The organism is Streptomyces cyaneofuscatus (assembly GCF_033109485.1).
Lineage (GTDB): Bacteria > Actinomycetota > Actinomycetes > Streptomycetales > Streptomycetaceae > Streptomyces > Streptomyces cyaneofuscatus.
Window position 1 is genome coordinate 400,165 of sequence record NZ_CP137002.1, and the last position, 19,369, is coordinate 419,533.

The following is a 19,369-nucleotide window of genomic DNA, read 5'->3' on the forward strand; positions in this document are numbered from 1 at the left end:
CACGTGCTCCTTTACATGTGCGGCGGCGGTGCGAGGGTGAAGTCCGCCGGGCCGGTAGGGGGTTGGGTGCGCCAGCCCCGGTCGAGCGCGGCCCCGGCGAAGCGCGGGCAGCCGAAGTAGGCGAAGGCGGCGGGCGCGTTGGGGATCAGGCCGGAGACCAGCACACGGGCGACCCGCAGGGAGGTTTCGGCGATGTCCTCGGTGGTCAGGTCGACCGTGATCACCCGGTGGCCACCGGCGGCGAGTGCCGCGTCCAGGGCGGGGCGGCTGCCGGGGGCGATCTCGGTGACGGGGACGACGCCCCCGGCGGGGGCGGTGAAGCGACTGGCCAGCGGCGCCATCCGGTCGTCGAGCCAGACCTGCACATGGGCGCCGAGGTCCCGTACTGCGGCGAACTCCGTTCCGCAGTCGTCGAGATAGCGGCGGTCGGTCCGGTGGTCCAGGTAGAGGCCCCGGGCGAAGAGTCCGGCCTCCACGGAGCGGTGGACCCAGCCGTCGGCATCCACCGCGCCTTGCGTGAAGACCCAGGTGTGCACCGCCTCCAGCACCGCCTTGCGGGCCGCCTCCGCAGGGTCGTACCGGCAGGCGAACCCGGCGGCGTGGATGCCGCGCCGGGGATCGTGGACCAGGGCGGCCACGCAGGGGGCGAACTCGGAGGGCATCTCCACGATGTGGACGTCCAGTTCGGCGCCCGCGAGATCCTCGGTCAGGCCGGGCACGCTCGCCGGGTCGATGCCCCGGGTGGGTCCGTCCAGGTGCCACCACAGCTCCAGGGCGTCACGCTCCACGACTTCGAGCAGCCCGCGCTCGACGGCGTCGTCGGAGCCCTGGCCGGTGGCTATGCCCGCGTAGTTGAGGTGGTGCGTGCGGGGCAGTGAACGCAACTCACCCTGGCGCCAGTTGAGGTGGGTGAGGGAGACCGGCGCCCAGCAGGGCTGCCCGCCCTCCGTGCCCGGTGTCCAGAGCGCCGGGGTGTCGGGGGTGAGTTCGGCGTACGGGAAGCCTGAACGCCCGTGCTGCCAGGTGGCGTACGCGGGGACCGCCCCGGGCCCGTACAGCCGCAGCCCCTCCGCCTCCAGCTCGGCGGCCGTGGCCCTGCGGGGTGCGGCGGGGTGGCCGGGCGGCGGGACCCGGTTGCCGCAGTAGCGTTCCACGGCCTCGGCGACGGCGGCGATCCAGGCGCCTCGGGCGTCCCCGAAGGTGGTGCCGAGCGAGACCCGGTCGGCGGGCCAGGCGCCGAGGCGTCGGGCGTCGGCGACCTCGGCGGTCATCGCGGTGTAGCGGGGCGGCGCCCCTGCGGGGCGCTCGACGGGCTCGACACCGCGGATCAGCCCGCAGACGGGGTCGACCAGGGCTTCGATGGGCAAGGTGCTGGTCAACGGCATATCTCCGGTACGGGCTCGACGTAACGACGCCGGGCGACGACGGTCAGGTGCAGGGCGCTCCCCCGGGCCGTGACGGCTCTGCGGGACGGGACGAGGCGGGTGGCGGTCACCGGGTTCTCCCCGGTGTGCGGGTTGCGGGCGTGGGCCGGGAAGTGGTGTCCGGCGATCTCCGTGCGGAGCCTCGTCCCGGCGGGCAGCCGGCGGCCCAGGGTGCCGAGGGGCACGGTGATCTCCGCGGCCTCCCCGGGAGGGTCGGTGCGCCGGACGATGCCGAACGCGAGCGGCTCCGCCCGGCCGGCCGGGTCGAGCGCGGTGACGCGTACGGCCCAGTCGGCGGCGGGGGTGTCGGCGGTGGCGTGGAGCCGGGCGGTGGCGGGTCCGGCCAGGTCGAGCGGGCGGGGCAGGGGCGGGGAGAGGAGGAGGCAGCGGTCGGCGCACGTGGTGTCGGCCGGGACGGCCAGGTCGTCGGAGCGGACGGGGCGGGCCGGGTCGGCGGTGAACTCGGCTCCGTGCAGCAGCCGGAGGCCGGTTGGGGCGTCGAAGGGCCAGCTGGCGGTGCGAGCTGTGTTGGCGGCCTGCCTCCCCACGCCGTGCCAACGGCCGCTGCCGCCCAGGGTGATGACCCCGCGCCGATCGGGCTCCAGCCGTCCGGCGAGGGCGGCGCGGGCCCACCGTACGTACAGAGCACCGAGGTTGACGCGGTCGGCGGCCAACCGGGGGCGCTCCGCGGTGAGGTGGTGGCCCCAGGGGCCGAGCAGCAGGCGGGCGGGGCCGCCCCAGGCACGCCACAGCGCCACGGTGTCCTCGGCGAAGGGGTCGTGGGTGCCGCCGACGGCGAGGAGCGGGAGCCGGGAGGCGGAGCCGCGCCGGACGATCCGGCCGCGCGGGCGGTCGTCCCAGAGTCCGGGCCAGGAGGGCAGGGCCCGGCCCAGGCGGTCGGCCAGCCGGGTGACCGGGAGGTGTTCCAGCAACCGGGGGTCGGCGGCGAGGGCGTCGGCCAGCGCGTCGGGGGCGGAGTCGGGGCGGTCGCCGTGGGCGGCCCACCAGCCGGCGCGGGCCCAAAGCCGTTCGGGCCCCGCGGGTTCGCGGGCGGTGTCGGCGAGGCCGAGGGCGGGGACGGCGGCGATGACGGCGTCCGCCCGGCCGACGCCGGGCGGGCCGAGCGCGGTGACGAGGGCGCAGTGGGCGGCGTAGGAGGAGCCGACGGCGACGACCGGACCCCCGCCGCTCCACGCCTGGTCGCGCACCCAGGCCACGGTCGCGGCGCCGTCGCTCTCCTCGTGGTCCTGGTAGGGGTGCCACGGTCCCGGCGAACCGTTCCGGCCGCGGACGTCCTGGGCGAGGGCGGCGAATCCGTGGGCCGCCCAGCCGCGCAGCTCGACGCGGTGGGCGGTGCGGCCGTAGGGGGTGCGGATGACGACGGCGGGGCGGGGGCCCGGTGTGGCGGGCAGGCAGAGGTCGGTGGCGAGCGGGGTGCCGTCGGGGGCGGGAACGTACACGGTCGTGATGCCTGCCGTGGTGTTGGTCGCGGTGCTCGCCGTGGCGCTTGCTGTGGTGTTCGCCGTGGTGGTCACGGGGCCGTCCGTGCGGTGGGGGCGGGCAGCGGGGCGACCTCCGGTACGGGGAACACGGGGTGTTCGGTGACGGTCAGGTCGCGCAGGTCGATCCGGCGCAGCCGACGGCGGGCCGGGAGGCCGGAGCCCCGGTGTGGCTCTCCGCTCGCCCAGGCGATCAGGTCGGCGGTGAGCAGTGCGGCGATGAGGGCGGCGGCCGGTTCGGTGGGGTGCGGGCCGGTGTCGGGGGTACGGTGGCCGGCCCAGTAGGCGGCGAGTTCGCGGTGGGCGGCGGTGGCCGCGAGTCTGCGGAGGCGGACGTGGGCGGCGGTGACGTCGCCGGGGGCGGAGGCGAGGGGCTCGGTCCAGGTGTGGGCGCCTTCGCGGTGGCAGCGCAGCCAGGCGGTGTGCCGGGCGGGCAGCCGGTCGGCTTCGTCCCAGAGCCCTTCGGGCACGGGTGAGTCGAGGCACCAGACCAGGGCGGTGTCCCGCCGCCCCGCGAGACCGGCCACGTCGTCGGCGGAGGCGGACTGGACCTCGGCCCCTTCGGCCGCGGCGAAGCGGGCGAGGGGTTCGGTGAGGACGGGGTCGCCAAGGAGGTGGACGGTCCGTCCGGTGAGCGGTGGGCGGCGGGGTTCGGTCACCGCGTGCCCGGCCTCCTCGAACGCCGCGACCAGACGGTCGAGTTCAGCCGATGACGCCTGCCCCTCCCCCTCGGTCAGCCGGTCGACCAGCTCCCCCGGGCCGACGTGGCCGGTGTCGATGCGCAGGAACTCCCCTTCGGAGGTGCGGAGTACGGGCCGGTCACCGGGGGCGGTGACGATCCCGGCTCCGGGAGCGAGTCGACTGCGGTTCACGGGGGCCTCCGAGGGGCGTCGTACGGGGGTGATCAGGTGGTGCGAACGGGGCGGGAGCCTGCCTCAGCGGCAGGTGCCGCTTACTGCTCGTCCGCGGTGTCGGCCTCGACGGCGTCGTCGAAGGGGTTCTCGACGAGGGCGTTCGAGTGGGTGGCGGAGAGGTGGGCGAGCTGGCCCTGGTCGGCGATCGGGCTGAACACCTTGTTGTGCTCCATGAGTTGAAGCCTCCATTCGGATCGGTTGGTGATGGTTGCGACGCCGTTCTTTGCCGCACCACAGACACTAATGAATATGATTTTCATTCCGCAATAGCTTGAGCTGATCTAGAGGGTGATCTGGGTAACAGACGGGCCAGCCGCCCTCGGTATCGATCCCCACCCGCCCCTGGACGCCCAGGACTTCGGCCAGCAGCCGCTCCGTGACCACCTCTCCGGGCGCGCCGTCGGCGGCGATGCGCCCCTCGCGCAGCGCCACGATCCGGTCGGCGAACCGTGCCGCGTGGTTGAGGTCGTGCAGCACCATCACCACCGTGAGCCGGCGCTCGGCGCGCAGCCGTACGACGGTCTGGAGCACCTCCAGTTGGTGCCGCAGGTCGAGATAGGTGGTGGGCTCGTCCAGGAAGAGGACCGGGGCGTCCTGGGCCAGCGCCATGGCCAGCCGGACCCGTTGCCGCTCACCGCCGGACAGCGCGTCGACCGGCCGGTCCGCCCAGCCGGTGACGCCGACGTCCGCGAGGGCCCGGGCCGTCACCTCGTCGTCGCCGTCCCGCAGCATCCCGAGCGGGCCGCGGGTGGCGTAACGGCCCTGGCGGACCAATTGCCGTACGGTCAGGGCCGGTACGGCCGGGGCCGACTGGTGGAGCAGCGCCACGCGGCGGGCGGCGGCCCGTCTCGGCAGGCGTGCCGCGTCGTCCCCGTCGAGCAGGACCCGGCCGTCGCTCGGGATGAGCAGTCCGGCGGCGAGCTTGAGGAAGGTGCTCTTGCCGCAGCCGTTCAGGCCGATGAGGGCGACGAGTTCGCCGGCTCCGATGCTCAGGTCGATCCCGCGCAGCACCTCACGCCCCGGATAGCCGAAGCTGAGCCGTTCCGCCCGGACCACCACGTCCGGTGCTCCCGCTGTGGGTTTCCTCCCGTCCGGCGTGTCCGCCATGCCCTTCTTCCCGTCCTCCCCGTGCGTCGTGACATCTCTCGTACGTGCTGCCATGTCCGGCCGCCTCCCCGTCATCGTTCGTCCGCCCGTCGCCGCGCCACGATCAGCAGCAGCCCGGCCCCGAGAGAGGTGGTCAGCGCGCCGACCGGCAGGGTCAGCCGGTCCGCGTCGAGCGCCACCACCAGGAGCCGGGACAGCAGTTGGGCCGCCGCGTCCGCCCCGCCCACCACCACCGCGCCGAGCAGCGCGGCGCCGGGCAGGGTGATGCGCAGGTCGGCCCCGAAGACGGCCAGCGCCAGATGCGGCACCAGCAGCCCCACGAAGCCGAGGGCCCCCACGGCCGAGACGGCGCCGGCCGTCAGGGCCACCGCACACACGAGCGCGGCGGCACGGCTCCGCCCGGCGTCCAGTCCGGCGGCGGAGGCCTGTTCGTCGCCGCAGCGCAGCAGGGTCAGGGGCGCGGAGAGCAGCCATGCGGCGGCTCCCCAGACCGCGGCCCACGGCCACAGCAGGTGCCAGTGCTGCCAGACCCGGCCCTCGGTGGAGCCGATCAACCACTGGACCACGCTGCCGAGTTCGCCGGGGGCCACCAAGAGGACGACGGCGGTGAGTCCGGCGAGGACCGCCGACACCAGCACTCCGTAGACGGCGGTCTGTTCGGGGTCGCCCTTCTCCCGGCCCGCGAGCAGCCAGAGCAGTCCCGCGCCCGCGAACCCGCCGAGGCAGGCCGCGACGACGACCGCCGTCGGGGAGTCCCAGCCGGCCAGGCCGAGGCCCGTGGCGGCGACCGCGCCGAGGACCGCGCCGGGGGTGACCCCGGTGACCTCGGGCCCGGCCAGCGGATTGCGCAGGGCCGACTGGAGGACGAGCCCGGCGACTCCCAGGCTCGCCCCGGCGACCAGCGCCACCAGCAGCCGGGGCAAACGGAGTTGGAGGACGATGTGTTCGGCCATCGGGTCGCCGCCCCCGCCGAGGAGTACGGCCCGCACCCCCTCGCCCGTGACGCCCCGCCCGGCGAACAGGTCCGCGCAGGCGACGGCGCAGACCAGGACCGCCAGGGCGCCCATCCGGACAGCCGGTGAGCGCCAGGCCCGCCGGGGTGGTGCGGGCGCCACTTCCAGGACGCTCATCGTTCCGCCTTCCGCAGGAGAGGTACGGGGTCGTCGACGGGGCGCCCGCCGACCGGCCCCCGGTCCTTGGCCGCCCGCCGCCCCCGCTTCAGCAGCACCACCCCGACCGGCACACCGACCAGGGCCGTCCACGCGCCGACGGGCGTCTCGACCGGTGCGAGCGCCAGCCGCGCGGGCTGGTCAGCGCAGAGCACCACGACCGCCCCGCACAGCGCGGACCGGACGAGCCAGCCCGCGGCCCCGCCGTCCGGCCGCAGCCGTCGGGCGAGGTGGGGCGCGAGGAAGCCGACCCAGGCGACCGGGCCGCAGACCGCCACCACGGGGGCGATCAGGACGACGGCGATGCCCAGCGCCGCGACCCGCGCACGCTCCACGCGTACGCCGAGGGCGCGGGCGTCGTCGTCGCCGAGCCGCAGCACGCCGAGCACCGGCACACAGAGCACGAGCGCCGGAACGGCGACGGCCAGCCAGGGCAGCAGGCCGGTGACGTCGTCCCAGGTGCGGGCGGACAGACTGCCCAGCAGATAGCGGTAGATGAGCTGGAGGTCGAGCTGGTCGGCCATCACCATGAGCACCAGCAGCCCGGCCTGGAGCGCCGCCGCGACGGCGGCCCCCGTCAGCAGCACCGACGACGGGCTGCGCCCGAACCCGGCGGCCACCAGCGTGAGCAGCCCGCCGAACGCGGCCCCGGCGAGAGCCAGGAAGGGCTGGAGGCCGAGCGGCACGGAGAGGGCGAGCACCAGCGGTGCCGCGACCCCGAGCGCGGCGCCGGAGGAGACGCCGAGCATCTCCGGGACGGCGAGCGGATTACGCAGCGCCTCCTGGAGGACGAGGCCCGCGGCGCCGAGGCAGGCACCGGCAACCAGCGCCAACACCATGCGGGGAAGCCGCAGTTCGGTGACGACGAGGCCCGCGAGGCCGTCGGACCCCAGGGTGGTCAGGAGCCGGCCGGGCGGGACGTACGGCGTACCGAGGCTGAGGGCGCACACCGCGCCCACCACGGCCGCCGCCGTCAGACAGACCGGCGCCACGGGCAGGCGCCTCACTGCGGTGCCGCTCGTCGCCGAAGTGGCGCCCCTCACCGCAGTGCGGCCGTGGCCTCGTCGAGGACGACGCCCAGGGACCGGGTGCCGCGCCCCTTGGCCCAGACCTCGGAGTCGACCTCGATGACCTTGCCGTTCTTCACCGCCGGGATCCGCGACCAGAGCGGATTCTTGGCGAGCTTGTCGGAGAGCTTGCCGTCCGGGGCGCCGAAGGAGAGCGTCTCCACGAACAGGACGTCGACGTCCCGGGCGAGGATCTCCTCCAGGCTGTAGGAGCCGTCGATCCCCCGGCTCTTCCAGGGGTAGTGGGAGATCTTCGGGAAGAGTCCGGCGGCCACGTCGGTCTCCGGGGTGGCCACGCCGAAGTTCTCGTCGCTGCCGAAGATGATCAGCGAGGTCTTGTCGCTCCTGGCCTCCTCGGCCTTGGCCAGGCGGGCGCGGAACGTCTTCTCGGCCTTCTCGCCCTCCTCCGTACGGCCGGTGAGTGCGGCCAGGTCCCGCAGGTAGCCGACGCTGTCCTTCCAGGAGCCGGGCTGCACCGGCCAGAAGGTGGTGGCGCCCTTCAGTGCGGGGGCGAGCTTGCCGTGGGTGTCCTCCAGGCCGATCACCAGGTCGGGCCGGTGGGAGAGGATCGCCTCGACCTCGGGGCTGAGGAAGCCGCCGGGCACGACGGGGACCTTCGCCGCCTTCTCCTTGCCGAGGAACTCCGGGTGCGCGAGCACGGCGGAGTTGGTGGCGGTGGGGGTCATGCCCAGCTCGACCAGGATGTCGTCGCAGAGGGCGACCAGGCAGACGATCTTCTGCGGGGGCTTCTTCAGGGAGACCGTGACGCCCTTGGCGTCGGTGATCTCGGTGGCGGCCTTGATGGGCTGGACCTCGGTGCTCGTACGGGGCCCGGCCGCGGGCTCGGCGGCGGTCCCGGATTCACCGCCCGTCGTGCCGCAGCCGGCCAGCAGCCCTCCCAGTACGGCGATCGCGGCCCAGCGGCGGACTCTCAGTGCGGTGCGTGGCATCGGCTCGTTCCTCAGATTCTGTACGGCCCCGGGAAGGAGGCAGGTGCGACGGCGGGGCCCCGGGGAGCCATCCCCACCACAGAGCGGAACCTTACACATGATTATCATTTCCAATAAAGCGGGCCAAGGCTTCCCACCGGACCGCCGGACCCATCGACCGCCCTCAGGAGCTCCCCATGCCCCACCCTCCCCATCCGCCACCCCGCCTCCTGGTCGCCGACCAAGTCTCGGGACGCATCAGCCTGTTGGACCTCCCGGACGGCGACGAACGGGCAGCACTGAACCACCGGCACCTCGCTGAGCACGCCGGGTTCCTCGCCCTGCCGGACGGCTTGGTCGCCTGCGTGGACGACCGGGCGGGCGAGCTGCTGGTCCTCGATCCGTACAGTCCCGATGCGGGCCGGCCCCTGGTCCGGCGCCGGATACCGGTCGCCGTGCCCGCCGAACACCTTGCGGCCGCGCCGGGCGGCAGGCACCTCGCGGTGACCACCGGTCTCGGGCGTAACGAGGAGGCCTGGACCGGGCTGTTGACGGCCGTCGACCTCGACGCACCGGACGGAGCCGTCGCCGTACGCGTACGGGGCCGGACCGGTGAGCCGGGCGTCACGGTCCTCGGCGGTCCGTCGCCGCTCGTGGTGCTGCGCCACCGGGAGCCCGGCGAACTCCTGGTCCACCGGCACCACGACCTGATGGCCGCACCCCCTTCGTGCCCGCCGGTGGAGCCCGTCCGGCGCATCGGGCTGCCGGACGACGACGGGCACGGGGACGCCTACGACCCGGCCACCGGGCGGGTGTTCGCGGCGGCGGGCTCGGGCGTGCACCGGGTCCGGCACGACGGCGAGGAGCTCACGCGGGAGGCGCCCCTCCCCTGGGCCGCCGACGGACGCACGGGAGGCCGGGGCTACTACCTGCGGCTGGACCCCGTACGGCGCACCCTCTGGTCCTGCGTACGCGGCGGGCCCTCCGCGCCGGGGCGGTGGCCGGAGTGGACCAACGACGCCTGGTGGCACGGGCTGGACACGGGCACCACGGCGAGGCTGGAGCTGGGGCCCGGGCTGGTGTTCCGGCTCGCCGTGACCGCCCGGCACATCGCGTACTCCCGCGTCCACCCGGACGGCGACGAGCTGATCCTGCTGGCCGCGCCCACCACTCCCGGGGCCCGGCCGCACCTCACCGCCCGCCTCCCGCTGCCCGCGATGTCCGGTGCGCCCCGGCGTGGAGGCACCCCATGGGACGGCGTCCAGCGGCGGGCGATCGCCGCCTCCCCCGGCGCCGGCCTGGTCGCGGTCAGCCGGGGCGGCCATGGCGAGGTGCACGTCTTCGACGCCGACCGGGCGGAGCCGGTCACCACCCTCACCTTCCCCACACCACTCGACGACGGCGGCCATCTGGCGCTGATCACGCCCGACGATGGCGCGCACGCGGACCTCGTGGGGCGGTGACGGATCGCCCGACGGATCGTCATTTGAAAACGACTTCCATTTCCCTATACGGTCGGCGCCACCGACCGGCCGCCACCCCCAGGAGAGACCCATGGCAGTTCCGAAGCGCAAGATGTCCCGCAGCAACACCCGCCACCGCCGCGCCCAGTGGAAGGCCACGACGCCGCAGCTCGTGCCGGTGACCATCGACGGCGCGGTCCACCAGGTGCCGCAGCGGCTGGTGAAGGCGTACGAGCGCGGCCTGATCCGGCCGGAGGGCTGAGCCCCCACGGCACGGAGAGGGGCGGGTGGTGGCGCGGCACGATCGCCGCGCCACCACCCGCCCCTCGTCGCGCTCAGACCGGCGTCACCAGGAGGACTTGGTCACCCCGGGCAGGAATCCGGCGTGCGCCTGTTCGCGCATCCGGACCCGGGAGAGGCCGAAGGTGCGCAGATACCCCCGGGGCCTGCCGTCGACACTGTCCCGGTTGCGCACCCGTGTGGCGCTGGCGTCACGCGGCTGGCGCCGCAACTCCGCGAGGGCGGCGGCACGTTCGGCCGCCGGGGTGCCGGGGCGGCGGACGATCTCCTTGAGTTCGGCCCGGCGGGCCGCGTAACGCTCGACGATCACCTTGCGCTTCTCGTTCTGCGCGATCTTGCTCTTCTTCGCCATCAGACCTTCCCTCCTCGCGCACGGATACGGGCGACCGCCGCTTCGATACCGATCACGTCGATCGTCTTGATCGCCCGGGCGCTGAGGGTCAGCCGCACATGGCGCCCCTCACTGGGGAGCCAGTACCGCTTGCGCTGGACATTGGGGTCGAACCGGCGTGACGTACGGCGGTGCGAGTGGGAAATGGCGTTGCCGAATCCCGGCTTGGAGCCGGTCAGTTGGCAGTGGGCGGACACGGACGTTACCTGCCTCTCATCGATGCATCCATTATTGAAAATGGAAACCATTGCCATATAGTAGCGCCCATGGCTCGCAACGAAGTACGCCCGGTCATCAAGCTCCGCTCCACCGCGGGGACCGGCTACACCTACGTCACCCGTAAGAACCGCCGGAACGACCCCGACCGCATGGTGCTGCGCAAGTACGACCCGGTCGCCCGCCGTCATGTCGACTTCCGCGAGGAGCGCTGAGGGCCCTCCTCCTCCGGCCCTCCCCTCTCCGGCCCGACTTTCTCCGGCCCGCCCCGCAGCAACCCTGACCGCTAGGACCCCCCTCATGAAGCCCGGAATCCACCCCGCCTACGGCCCCGTCGTCTTCCGCGACAAGGCCGCCGACTTCGCTTTCCTCACCCGCTCCACGCTGACCAGCGAGAAGACCGTCGAGTGGGAGGACGGCCGGACCTACCCGGTCGTCGATGTGGAGATCTCCTCCGCGAGCCACCCCTTCTACACCGGCACCGCCCGCGTCCTGGACACCGCGGGCCGCGTCGAGCGCTTCGAGCGCCGCTACGGGCGCGGTGAGGCCCGGTGACGGCGGAACCGCGGCGGAAACTACCCGTCGTCATCGTCTGCGGGCTGCACGCGGAGGTGCGGCACGAGGTGGTGGAGACGCTGCTCTCCCAGGTTCCGCACAGCGTCGCCCTCCACCACGACCTGTCCACGGCGACCGACGGGACCGTACGCCGCACCCTGCGGGACGCCACCGGGGAGCTGTCGGCCGGCGAGACGCCCCTGGTCAACGACTGCGCGTGCTGCGCACTGCGGGAGGACCTGGTCCCCGAGCTGCAACGGCTGGCGGACAGCGGTCTGACCCGGCTGGCCGTCCTGGAGCTCTGGGACTCCGTGGAGCCGAAGTCGATGGCCGAGGTCATCGCGGTGCACGGGGCGAGCAGCTTCGAGGTCACCAATGTGATCACCGCGGTCGATCCCACCCTCGTCCTGCCGTGCCTCACCAACGGCGACGACCTGGCGGAGGCCGGTCTCGCGGCGGCCCCCGCCGACCAGCGGACCATCGGGGACACCTGGGCCCGGCAGGTGGAGTACGCCCCCGTCCTCGCCGTGGCCGACAGTCCGGCGGCCGACGACGAGGACCGTGCGCTGATCCGCCAGATGAACCCGATGGCACGTCAGATCGCTTCGGATGCGGCCGAGTTGGCGCCGGTAGCGGTCGCCGGGTTCGATGTGGAGGCGGCTGCCGCAGGTCAGCATCCCGCCTGTGCGCTGCTGCCGCAGGAGGCGGAGGAGGCCGGGGTGTCCACGCTCGTCTGGCGGCGCCACCGCCCCTTCCACCCCGAGCGCCTCTACCACGCGCTGGAGGACCTGTGCTGTGCGGCGGCCCGCAGCCGGGGCCGGTTCTGGCTCGCGGACCGGCCCGACACCCTGCTCTCCTGGGACGCGGCGGGCGGTGCCCTCTGCGTGGAGAACACCGGCCCTTATCTCGCCTCCCTCCCGGACGCGGCCTGGGCTCTGGTGCCGCCCTACCGGCAGGCCGCGGCCGCGCTGGACTGGCACCCCGAGCACGGCGACCGCTGCCAGCACCTGGTCTTCGTCTCCCCCGGCCTCGACCGCGACGGGCTGACCGGGCTGCTGGAGTCGTGCCTGCTCAGCGACGAGGAGTACCGGGCGGGCCCGGAGGCGTGGAAGAGCCTGCCCGCCGCGTTCGACGCGCTCCTCGACCCGGTGTGAACCGGCGAGCCACCCCCGTACCCCCGACCACCCGCACAAGGAACCCCGATGGCACGCAAGCAGGACCCCCGTAAGCCCCTCAAGACCCGCCCCAACCCGCTGGACGCGGCGGGGATCACCTACATCGACTACAAGGACACCGATCTGCTGCGGAAGTTCATCTCCGACCGCGGCAAGATCCGCAGCCGCAGGGTGAGCCGGGTGAGCGCCCAGCAGCAGCGGCAGCTCGCCGCGGCCATCAAGAACGCCCGTGAGATGGCGCTGCTGCCGTACTCCGGCTCCGGCAAGTAGCCCACGTCCGCCCCTGTCAGGACTGGGGCGACGGCCGCTCGGGATGCAGCACCGTGGCAGGCCGAGCACCATGAACGTATGGGCACAGACACCTCCAAGGGGGACGGCCCGGAACCGGCGTCGTCAGGCCCGGCGGCCTCAGGCCGCCGGGCCGGATCCCCGAATCAGAGCCTCGCTCTCGCGGCCATGCTGTTCGCCGTGTCGATGACCTTCATCGACCAGACGATCGTCGCCATCGCCGCACCGGACATCATCCACGAACTGGGCCTCACCTCCACGCAGATGCAGTGGGTCGTCAACGCCTATCTGCTCACCCTGGCCGCGTTCTTCGCGCTGGGCGGGCGGCTGTCCGACATCTACGGGCACCGCCGCGTGATGCTGATCGGCACCCTCGTGTTCGTCATCTCCTCCGCGATGTGCGGTGCCGTGCCGGCCGGGGACTTCGCGCAGGCCTGGCTGATCGGCTTCCGCGCCGTGCAGGGCATCGGCGCGGCCCTGATGTTCCCGGCCGCTCTGGCCGTGGTCATCGCGGTGTTCCCGGTGGAGCGGCGAGGGCGGGCGCTGGCGCTGTTCTTCGGGCTCTCCGGGGCTCTCACCGCGGTGGGGCCGCTGCTCGGCGGCTGGCTGACCTCGTGGACGTGGCGCGCGATCTTCTGGGTCAACGTCCCCGTCGCCGTCATCGCCATCGTGCTGACGCTGCTGGCACGTATCCCGGACCGGTCGCGGCGCGAGCCGCTGGATCTGCCCGGCGCCGCGCTGGTCGCGGTCGGGATGGGGCTGACGGTGCTGGGGCTGCAACAAGCGTCCACCTGGGGCTGGAGCTCCGTCACCACTTGGGCGTGCATCGTGGTCGGGCTGCTGGTGCTGGCGTTCTTCTGCTGGTTCGAACTGCGGGCGCGGTTCCCCCTCATCAAGCTCCAGGTGTTCCGGGACCGGGCGTTCCAGATCGACAACGCGGTGCTGTTCTTCTCGATGATGGCGTTCGTCCCGGTCTTCTTCTTCGCCTCCGTGTACGCGCAGGTCTCGCTGAGCGCCTCTCCGAACCAGGCCGCGCTCTACCTCCTGTACTTCTTCATCGGCTTCGGCATCGCCTCCCAGTGGGGCGGTCGCATCCTGGACAAGCGCGGTGCCCGGCCGGCGCTGAAGCTGGGCACCGCGCTCGGTGCGGTCGGATTCTTCCTGTGGGCCCAGAAGTTGACCACGCTGTCCATGCACGACCAGTGGCTGTACGCGGCCATGGCCGGCGCCGGGATCGGGCTGCTGCTGGCGCCGGCCTCGACCGATGCCGTGAACCGGGCGATCGGCGCTTCGTACGGGGAGGTCACCGGGATCACCCAGACCGTGCGGAACTTCGCGGCCAGCATCGGACTCGCCGTGTTCGGCACGGTGTTGACGCACCGTACGGTCACCAACGTGGAGGGCACGCTGGTCGGCAAGGGTGTGCCGGAGGGTGCGGCAGGCGATGCCGCGGAGTCGGTCGCGCAGGCGGTGACCGGTCAGGCCGATACCCGCGGTCCTTCAGGGAGCGGCCCGGTGACCGATGCGGTGAAGGACTCGATGTCGGCGATCCGGATGGACTTCGCCCAGGCCAACCAGTGGGTGTTCTACGGGATGGCGATCGTCCTGGCCATCGCGTTCCTGTTCGCGCTGCGTCACCCGGGGACCCGGGTGACGCAGGATTCCCCCAAGGACCAGGATTCCCCCAAGGGTGCCGAACCGGCTCAGAACGAGTAGACGGCGCTGTCGTTCATGCTGCCGGCCAGCTCGCAGGCGTTGCCGTACGTGGTCGAGAACGCGACGCGCTTGCCGTGCCAGACGCCGTGGGCGGTGATCACGACCGGGTCCCACTGCCGGGTACACATGCGGTCGGGCGAGGTCCGGGCCAGCGCGGTGAACTGGCCGCCGACCGCGTCGAGTTCGGCGCACGCGGCTGCCGGGGCCGGGTGGGTGCCCTCGGCGTTCGGGGCGCAGGTGAGCGTGACCGCCCGCTTGACCGTCGCGGTGAGCGGGTCCTCGCCCTGGGCCACGGTGAGGACGAGGGCGGAGGGCGCGTAGAGGCTCTCCGCCTTCGCCGGCGCCGCGTGGGCGGAGGTGGCGGCGAGGCCGCCGAGGACCAGGGCGCTCGCGGCGATGGTCGCGAAGATTGCGTGACGGTTGTGTCGCATGAGTGAAAACTCCTCGGTCGGGTGCTGATTGCGGTCAGGAGTCTTACGCATGCGGACAGTAGGCGCACATCGACAGCCCGCTTCCAGCCGCAGACGTTCGTTCGAACCGACCGGATGGTCGTTCGGGCAGCTCACACGGGTTGCGGGGGCCGTCCAGCATATGGACACCCGTCGACGGTTCAACGGAAAACGACCGCCTGACCTGCGGTGATTCCGGAGCGTCCGGAAACCTTCAGAAGCCGCTTCGACTGGAAAGCGCTGCGATTCGGGCCCATCAGCACCCTCACGGCCGCGCCGGGAGGCGACCGCCGGAGCCGCCCGTGACCCTTGGAAGTGAACGTTCCGTATACCGGGTGCAGCGCCAAATTAAGGTTAGGCTACCCTCACCGTCGTGATCGCTCCTGCCCACGACCGTGAAGACAGCCCGCCGCTCCGGACCACCACGTCCGGCCTCGCCGCGAGCCCTGACAGCCCCGTAGGTCCCACCGGCCATGTCGGCCCCTCCGGCCACGTCGGTCTGGACGCCCGTGACATGACCGTCGCGTACGACCGGGCCGATGTCGTCCACGGGGCCGACCTGCGGCTGCCTCGCGGTCGGGTCACCGCCCTGATCGGGCCGAACGGCAGCGGGAAGTCCACCCTGCTGCGCGCCGTCGCCCGGCTCCACAAGGCCCGCACCGGCACGGTGACGGTGTCCGCCCCGGGCGACGACGAGCCGGTCGACGCCCTCGCCCTGTCCCGTAACGACTTCGCCCGCCGCATCACCCTGCTCGCCCAGAGCCGCAACGCCCCGGCGGGGCTGAGCGTGCGGGACGTGGTGGGATTCGGCCGCCACCCCTACCGGGGACGGCTGCGCGGGAGTGACCCCGACGGCGCCCGGAGGATCGACCACGCGCTCGCCGTCACCAACCTCACCGACTTCGCCGACCGCGGCGTCGAGAGCCTCTCCGGCGGTCAGCTGCAACGCGTCTGGTTCGCCTGCTGCCTGGCGCAGGACACCGACGTGCTGCTGCTCGACGAACCGACGACCTATCTCGACCTGCGCTACCAGGTGGAGATCCTCGATCTCGTACGCGATCTCGCCGACACCCACGGCGTGACCGTCGGGGTCGTCCTGCACGACCTGGACCAGGCCGCCGCCGTGGCCGACCAGGTCGTCCTGCTCTCGTCGGGGCGGATCGCCGCCTCCGGCACCCCCGCGGAGGTCTACGACTCCGAGCGGCTGACCCAGACCTACGGCATCCGGATCGACGTCGAACCGGACCCGTCCACCGGCATCCCGCGCACCCGCGCGGTGGGCCGCCACCACCTCCGTACCGAAAGGCCCTGAACCCCCTCATGAAGAACCAGTACCTGGCCTGGCCCGCACTCGCCGCCACGGCCGCCCTCGCCCTCTCCGGCTGCGGCACCACCGAGGCGCCGAAGAAGGAGTCCGCCAAGGAGACCGCGGTGACGGTCACCGACTCCCGCGGCAAGAAGGTCACGCTCGACGGTCCGGCCAAGCGCGTCGTCGGCACCGAGTGGAACGTCGTCGAGACGCTCGTGACGCTCGGCGTGCAGCCGGTCGGCGTCGCCGACGTCAAGGGCTACACGGCGTACGACAAGTCCGCGCCGCTCACCAAGGACGTCAAGGACATAGGCACCCGGGGTGAGCCCAGCGTCGCCACCGTGGCAGGCCTGAAGCCCGACCTCATCGTGGCGACCAGCGACCTCTCCGACTCGGCCATCGCGCAGCTGTCCAAGGCCGCGCCGGTCGTCGTGGTGCGCTCGGCCGACGCGAGCCGGCAGATCGACCAGATGGTCGACAACGTCAACCTCATCGCGGAGGCCACCGGCACCGAGGAGAAGGCGAAGAGCGAGATCGCCTCCTTCCGCAAGGCGATCGAGGACGGGAAGAAGAAGCTCTCGGCGGCCGGTCTCGACGGCAAGGAGGTCGCCTTCGCCGACGGCTGGCAGGAGGGCAACCAGGTCTCCGTGCGCCCGTACGTCAAGGGCTCGCTGCTCGCCGACGTCAACACCGAACTCGGCCTGGTCAGCCCGTGGAAGCTGGAGGGCGACAAGGCCTACGGTCTCGCGGCCACCGATGTCGAGGGGCTGACGAAGATCGGCGACGCGCGGTTCGCGTACATCGCCAACGACTCCGACGGCGGCGACCCGTTCGCCGACGGGCTCAAGGACAACGCGGTGTGGAAGTCGCTGCCGTTCGTGAAGAAGGACCAGGTCCACCGGCTGCCCGACGGCATCTGGATGTTCGGCGGGACCGCGGCCATGCGCGAGTACATCGATGCGCTCGTCGGCGCGCTGACCGCCTGACGATGAGCACCCGCACCACTCCCGCCCCGCCCGCCCCCGTGAAGACGGTGGCGGGCGCGGCCGGTCCGGCCGGGGCACCGTCCCCGGCCGCGCCCGGCCGCCCGGCCCGCCGCGGCCGCATGTTCCTTCTCGCGTTCGCCGCGCTGCTGGCCCTCGGCGCCCTCGCGGTCGTCCACCTGAGCCAGGGCACGGCCGCCGTCGACCTGCACACGCTCTGGCAGTTGCTCACCGGCCCCGCGTCGGACCGGACCGCCGACGAGCAGAGCGCCGCCGTCGTCCTGGACTCCCGGCTGCCCCGGCTCGCGGCCGGGCTCCTCGTCGGCTGCGCGCTCGGCGCGGCGGGCGCGGCCCTCCAGTCGGTGTCGCGCAACATGCTGGCCTCGCCCGACACCCTCGCCGTCAACGCGGGGGCGTACCTCGCGGTCGTCGCCGTCGCCGCGTTCGGCATCACGCTGCCCGCGCTCCCGGCGGGCGGTACGGCGTTCCTCGGCGGGCTCCTCGCGGCGGGCGTCGTCCTCGGTCTGTCACGGGCGGGGGCCGGTCCGATCCGGCTGGTGCTGGCGGGCTCCGCGCTCACCCTCGCCCTGTCCGGGCTGAGCGGGATGCTCCTGCTCCTGCGCTCCCAGCAGACGACGGGGCTGTTCGCCTGGGGCAACGGCTCGCTCGCCCAGATCGGTATGCAGTCCATCGACCGGCTCGCCCCCGTCGCGCTCGTGGCGTTCGCCGGGCTGATGCTGATGGGCCGGCGGCTGGACATTCTCGCCCTCGGGGACGACGGCGCCGCGGTCGTGGGCGTCAGTCCCCGGCTGACGCGTTCCGTCGTCGTGGTCCTCGCCGTGCTGCTCGCGGCGGTCGCCGTGACGGTGGCGGGGCCGATCGGCTTCGTCGGGCTGTGCGCACCGGCCGTGGTCCGCCTGCTCGGTACGTGGGTGCCGGTCCTGGTCCGGCACCACGCGTTCATCCCGGCGTCGGCGCTCGCGGGCGTGCTCGTGGTGCTCGGCGCGGATGTGCTGCTGCGTGCGGTGTTCGGCGCGCAGGCGGGGGCCGAGGTCCCCACCGGGATCGTCACGACCTGCTTCGGCGCGCTCGTCCTGGTCTTCCTGGCCTACCGGTCGCGCGATCTGGGCACGGACGGCGGCTCGACGGCGTTCGCCCGCATGCGCGGCCGGCGCGCCTTCGTCGTCACGCTGGTGGTGACGGTCGTGGGACTGCTCGGTGCGGTGGTGGCGGCGACGCTCCTCGGCGACGCCACGCTGCTCCTGGGCGATGTGGTCAACTGGCTCGCCGGCCGGTCGGGGCAGTTCACGACGTACGTGCTCGACACCCGCGTGCCCCGGGTCGCCGCCGCCCTGCTGGCGGGGGCGGCGCTGGCGGTGGCGGGCGCCGTTGTCCAGGCGGTGTCGCGCAACCCGCTCGCGGAGCCGGGCGTCCTCGGCGTCGTCAGTGGGGCGGGGGTCGGGGCGGTCGCCGTCCTCACCGTCGTACCGCTGGCGAGTTTCTGGCTGATCGGCGGCTCCGCGCTGGCCGGTGCGGCGGCCGCCGCCGCACTGGTCTTCGGTCTGGCCGCGCGGCGTGGGCTGGAGCAGAACCGCCTGGTGCTGATCGGTATCGGGGTCCAGGCGGGCGGCGGTGCGTTCGTCAGCCTGCTGATCGTGCTCACCGACCCGTACAACGCGACCAAGGCGCTGGCCTGGCTGGGCGGGTCGACGTACGGGCGTACGTTCCCGGAGCTGATCCCGGTGCTGGTGGCGCTGGCCGCAGCCCTTCCGGTGCTGGCGGTGATGCGCCGGGACCTCGATCTCATCGGGCTGGACGGCGACACACCCCGGCTGCTCGGGGTCCGCCTGGGCACCACCCGGCTCGGGCTGCTGTCCATCGCCGTCGTCCTGACCGCCGGGGCGGTGGCGGCGGTCGGCGTGATCGGCTTCGTCGGGCTCGTCGCACCGCACGCGGCCCGGGCTCTGGTGGGGCGGCGGCATGTGCGGGTCGTCCCGGTGAGCGCGCTGCTCGGAGCGCTGCTGGTGGTGGTCTCCGACACGGTGGGCCGCACGATCATCGCCCCGGCGCAGATCCCGGTGGGGCTGCTGACCGCGGTGATCGGGGCGCCGTACTTCATCTGGCTGCTCTGGCGGTCCCGCAGGGAGGGGTGAGGGGGACCGGCGACCGGCCGGCGGAGGCGGCCGGAAGATCACCGCGCGCCGACTACTGTCCGTAGTCATCCGGTCGCGCGCGCCGGAAGTTCCGGGGGGCGTCCGTGCCCGGTCGGCAGGGGGGTGCGGCGGGGCGGCCGGACCGGCCTGACCGCCGCGCCCGGGGGGCCTTTCGCCCCGGTGCGCCCCGGTCGGCCTACCGGTAATTCCGCCCGCCCGGCCGACGAGCCATCGCCATAGCCGATGACTCCCCGTCAGCCTG

At 73.4% G+C, this 19,369-nt stretch carries 21 protein-coding genes; 10 read left to right on the forward strand and 11 right to left on the reverse strand.

Annotated elements, in window-relative coordinates:
* Positions 1-11 precede the first annotated feature (11 nt).
* The 8 genes from R2B67_RS01635 to R2B67_RS01670 form a co-directional block, all read right to left on the reverse strand.
* Positions 12-1,379, reverse strand: coding sequence for a YcaO-like family protein (locus R2B67_RS01635; RefSeq protein WP_317816013.1), 1,368 nt, complete (start codon positions 1,377-1,379; stop codon positions 12-14).
* Positions 1,376-2,893, reverse strand: a complete 1,518-nt coding sequence (locus R2B67_RS01640) for a CocE/NonD family hydrolase (RefSeq protein WP_317824756.1) — start codon at positions 2,891-2,893, stop codon at positions 1,376-1,378. The genes R2B67_RS01635 and R2B67_RS01640 overlap by 4 nt, the downstream gene beginning before the upstream one ends.
* 62 nt (positions 2,894-2,955) lie before the next feature.
* On the reverse strand, positions 2,956-3,795 hold the full coding sequence (locus R2B67_RS01645; protein WP_317816014.1) for a hypothetical protein: 840 nt from the start codon (positions 3,793-3,795) through the stop codon (positions 2,956-2,958).
* Positions 3,796-3,875: 80 nt separating this feature from the next.
* Positions 3,876-4,010 carry a streptamidine family RiPP gene (amiA, locus tag R2B67_RS01650; RefSeq protein ID WP_317816015.1) on the reverse strand — a complete coding sequence of 45 codons (135 nt, stop codon included), beginning with the start codon at positions 4,008-4,010 and terminating at the stop codon, positions 3,876-3,878.
* Positions 4,011-4,077: 67 nt separating this feature from the next.
* Positions 4,078-4,944: an ABC transporter ATP-binding protein gene (locus R2B67_RS01655; protein ID WP_317824757.1), complete on the reverse strand. Its 867-nt coding sequence runs from the start codon at positions 4,942-4,944 to the stop codon at positions 4,078-4,080.
* Between the two features lie 71 nt (positions 4,945-5,015).
* The gene (locus tag R2B67_RS01660; RefSeq protein WP_317816016.1) at positions 5,016-6,074 is read right to left on the reverse strand and encodes a FecCD family ABC transporter permease; all 1,059 of its coding nucleotides are present in this window, start codon (positions 6,072-6,074) and stop codon (positions 5,016-5,018) included.
* Positions 6,071-7,120 (reverse strand): FecCD family ABC transporter permease, encoded by a 1,050-nt coding sequence (locus tag R2B67_RS01665; protein ID WP_317816017.1) that lies wholly within the window; start codon positions 7,118-7,120, stop codon positions 6,071-6,073. Before R2B67_RS01665 ends, R2B67_RS01660 begins: the two co-directional genes overlap by 4 nt.
* 32 nt (positions 7,121-7,152) lie before the next feature.
* Positions 7,153-8,130, reverse strand: coding sequence for an ABC transporter substrate-binding protein (locus R2B67_RS01670; RefSeq protein WP_317816018.1), 978 nt, complete (start codon positions 8,128-8,130; stop codon positions 7,153-7,155).
* 176 nt (positions 8,131-8,306) lie between these two features.
* Here R2B67_RS01670 and R2B67_RS01675 point away from each other — a divergent pair, with 176 nt between their 5' ends.
* Together R2B67_RS01675 and rpmF are read left to right on the forward strand one after the other, a co-directional pair.
* The gene (locus tag R2B67_RS01675) at positions 8,307-9,572 is read left to right on the forward strand and encodes a hypothetical protein (RefSeq protein ID WP_317816019.1); all 1,266 of its coding nucleotides are present in this window, start codon (positions 8,307-8,309) and stop codon (positions 9,570-9,572) included.
* Between the two features lie 91 nt (positions 9,573-9,663).
* Complete coding sequence (gene rpmF / locus R2B67_RS01680) at positions 9,664-9,834, forward strand: 50S ribosomal protein L32 (protein ID WP_109980641.1); 171 nt, start codon at positions 9,664-9,666, stop codon at positions 9,832-9,834.
* Between the two features lie 84 nt (positions 9,835-9,918).
* Here rpmF and rpsN read toward each other — a convergent pair whose 3' ends face one another.
* Complete coding sequence (gene rpsN / locus R2B67_RS01685; protein ID WP_128852112.1) at positions 9,919-10,224, reverse strand: 30S ribosomal protein S14; 306 nt, start codon at positions 10,222-10,224, stop codon at positions 9,919-9,921.
* Positions 10,224-10,460: a 50S ribosomal protein L28 gene (gene rpmB / locus R2B67_RS01690; RefSeq protein WP_093692390.1), complete on the reverse strand. Its 237-nt coding sequence runs from the start codon at positions 10,458-10,460 to the stop codon at positions 10,224-10,226. Before rpmB ends, rpsN begins: the two co-directional genes overlap by 1 nt.
* Positions 10,461-10,529: 69 nt before the next feature.
* On the opposite strand from rpmB, the gene rpmG reads away from it, so the two are divergent.
* The 5 genes from rpmG (at position 10,530) to R2B67_RS01715 (ending at position 14,213) form a co-directional block, all read left to right on the forward strand.
* A complete protein-coding gene (rpmG, locus tag R2B67_RS01695; RefSeq protein ID WP_003964410.1) occupies positions 10,530-10,694 on the forward strand; it encodes a 50S ribosomal protein L33 in 165 nt (54 codons plus the stop codon).
* A gap of 85 nt (positions 10,695-10,779) precedes the next feature.
* Positions 10,780-11,034, forward strand: a complete 255-nt coding sequence (locus tag R2B67_RS01700; protein ID WP_018512979.1) for a type B 50S ribosomal protein L31 — start codon at positions 10,780-10,782, stop codon at positions 11,032-11,034.
* Positions 11,031-12,188, forward strand: a complete 1,158-nt coding sequence (locus R2B67_RS01705; RefSeq protein WP_317816020.1) for a CobW family GTP-binding protein — start codon at positions 11,031-11,033, stop codon at positions 12,186-12,188. Before R2B67_RS01700 ends, R2B67_RS01705 begins: the two co-directional genes overlap by 4 nt.
* 48 nt (positions 12,189-12,236) lie before the next feature.
* Complete coding sequence (rpsR, locus tag R2B67_RS01710; RefSeq protein WP_109980637.1) at positions 12,237-12,479, forward strand: 30S ribosomal protein S18; 243 nt, start codon at positions 12,237-12,239, stop codon at positions 12,477-12,479.
* Positions 12,480-12,557: 78 nt separating this feature from the next.
* A complete protein-coding gene (locus R2B67_RS01715; protein WP_317816021.1) occupies positions 12,558-14,213 on the forward strand; it encodes an MFS transporter in 1,656 nt (551 codons plus the stop codon).
* Here R2B67_RS01715 and R2B67_RS01720 read toward each other — a convergent pair.
* On the reverse strand, positions 14,201-14,644 hold the full coding sequence (locus R2B67_RS01720) for a subtilase-type protease inhibitor (RefSeq protein WP_317816022.1): 444 nt from the start codon (positions 14,642-14,644) through the stop codon (positions 14,201-14,203). The two genes, R2B67_RS01715 and R2B67_RS01720, sit on opposite strands and share 13 nt — an antisense overlap.
* Positions 14,645-15,176: 532 nt before the next feature.
* On the opposite strand from R2B67_RS01720, the gene R2B67_RS01725 reads away from it, so the two are divergent.
* From R2B67_RS01725 to R2B67_RS01735, 3 genes are read left to right on the forward strand one after another with little or no spacing between them, the layout of a single operon-like run.
* Positions 15,177-15,974 (forward strand): ABC transporter ATP-binding protein, encoded by a 798-nt coding sequence (locus R2B67_RS01725; protein WP_032771923.1) that lies wholly within the window; start codon positions 15,177-15,179, stop codon positions 15,972-15,974.
* Between the two features lie 8 nt (positions 15,975-15,982).
* A complete protein-coding gene (locus tag R2B67_RS01730; RefSeq protein ID WP_317816024.1) occupies positions 15,983-16,957 on the forward strand; it encodes an iron-siderophore ABC transporter substrate-binding protein in 975 nt (324 codons plus the stop codon).
* Between the two features lie 2 nt (positions 16,958-16,959).
* Positions 16,960-19,107: an iron ABC transporter permease gene (locus tag R2B67_RS01735; RefSeq protein ID WP_317816025.1), complete on the forward strand. Its 2,148-nt coding sequence runs from the start codon at positions 16,960-16,962 to the stop codon at positions 19,105-19,107.
* The last annotated feature ends 262 nt before the right edge of the window (positions 19,108-19,369 follow it).

Bases quoted from the DNA above. Each gene is read 5' to 3' on its own strand.
- R2B67_RS01715 (WP_317816021.1), top strand. From the start codon at position 12,558: ATGGGCACAGACACCTCCAAGGGGGACGGCCCGGAACCGGCGTCGTCA.
- R2B67_RS01735 (WP_317816025.1), top strand. From the start codon at position 16,960: ATGAGCACCCGCACCACTCCCGCCCCGCCCGCCCCCGTGAAGACGGTG.
- rpsR (WP_109980637.1), top strand. From the start codon at position 12,237: ATGGCACGCAAGCAGGACCCCCGTAAGCCCCTCAAGACCCGCCCCAAC.
- R2B67_RS01655 (WP_317824757.1), bottom strand. From the start codon at position 4,944: ATGGCGGACACGCCGGACGGGAGGAAACCCACAGCGGGAGCACCGGAC.
- R2B67_RS01675 (WP_317816019.1), top strand. From the start codon at position 8,307: ATGCCCCACCCTCCCCATCCGCCACCCCGCCTCCTGGTCGCCGACCAA.
- rpmG (WP_003964410.1), top strand. From the start codon at position 10,530: ATGGCTCGCAACGAAGTACGCCCGGTCATCAAGCTCCGCTCCACCGCG.
- rpsN (WP_128852112.1), bottom strand. From the start codon at position 10,224: ATGGCGAAGAAGAGCAAGATCGCGCAGAACGAGAAGCGCAAGGTGATC.
- R2B67_RS01730 (WP_317816024.1), top strand. From the start codon at position 15,983: ATGAAGAACCAGTACCTGGCCTGGCCCGCACTCGCCGCCACGGCCGCC.
- R2B67_RS01660 (WP_317816016.1), bottom strand. From the start codon at position 6,074: ATGAGCGTCCTGGAAGTGGCGCCCGCACCACCCCGGCGGGCCTGGCGC.
- rpmF (WP_109980641.1), top strand. From the start codon at position 9,664: ATGGCAGTTCCGAAGCGCAAGATGTCCCGCAGCAACACCCGCCACCGC.
- R2B67_RS01725 (WP_032771923.1), top strand. From the start codon at position 15,177: ATGACCGTCGCGTACGACCGGGCCGATGTCGTCCACGGGGCCGACCTG.
- R2B67_RS01670 (WP_317816018.1), bottom strand. From the start codon at position 8,130: ATGCCACGCACCGCACTGAGAGTCCGCCGCTGGGCCGCGATCGCCGTA.
- R2B67_RS01720 (WP_317816022.1), bottom strand. From the start codon at position 14,644: ATGCGACACAACCGTCACGCAATCTTCGCGACCATCGCCGCGAGCGCC.
- amiA (WP_317816015.1), bottom strand. From the start codon at position 4,010: ATGGAGCACAACAAGGTGTTCAGCCCGATCGCCGACCAGGGCCAGCTC.
- R2B67_RS01700 (WP_018512979.1), top strand. From the start codon at position 10,780: ATGAAGCCCGGAATCCACCCCGCCTACGGCCCCGTCGTCTTCCGCGAC.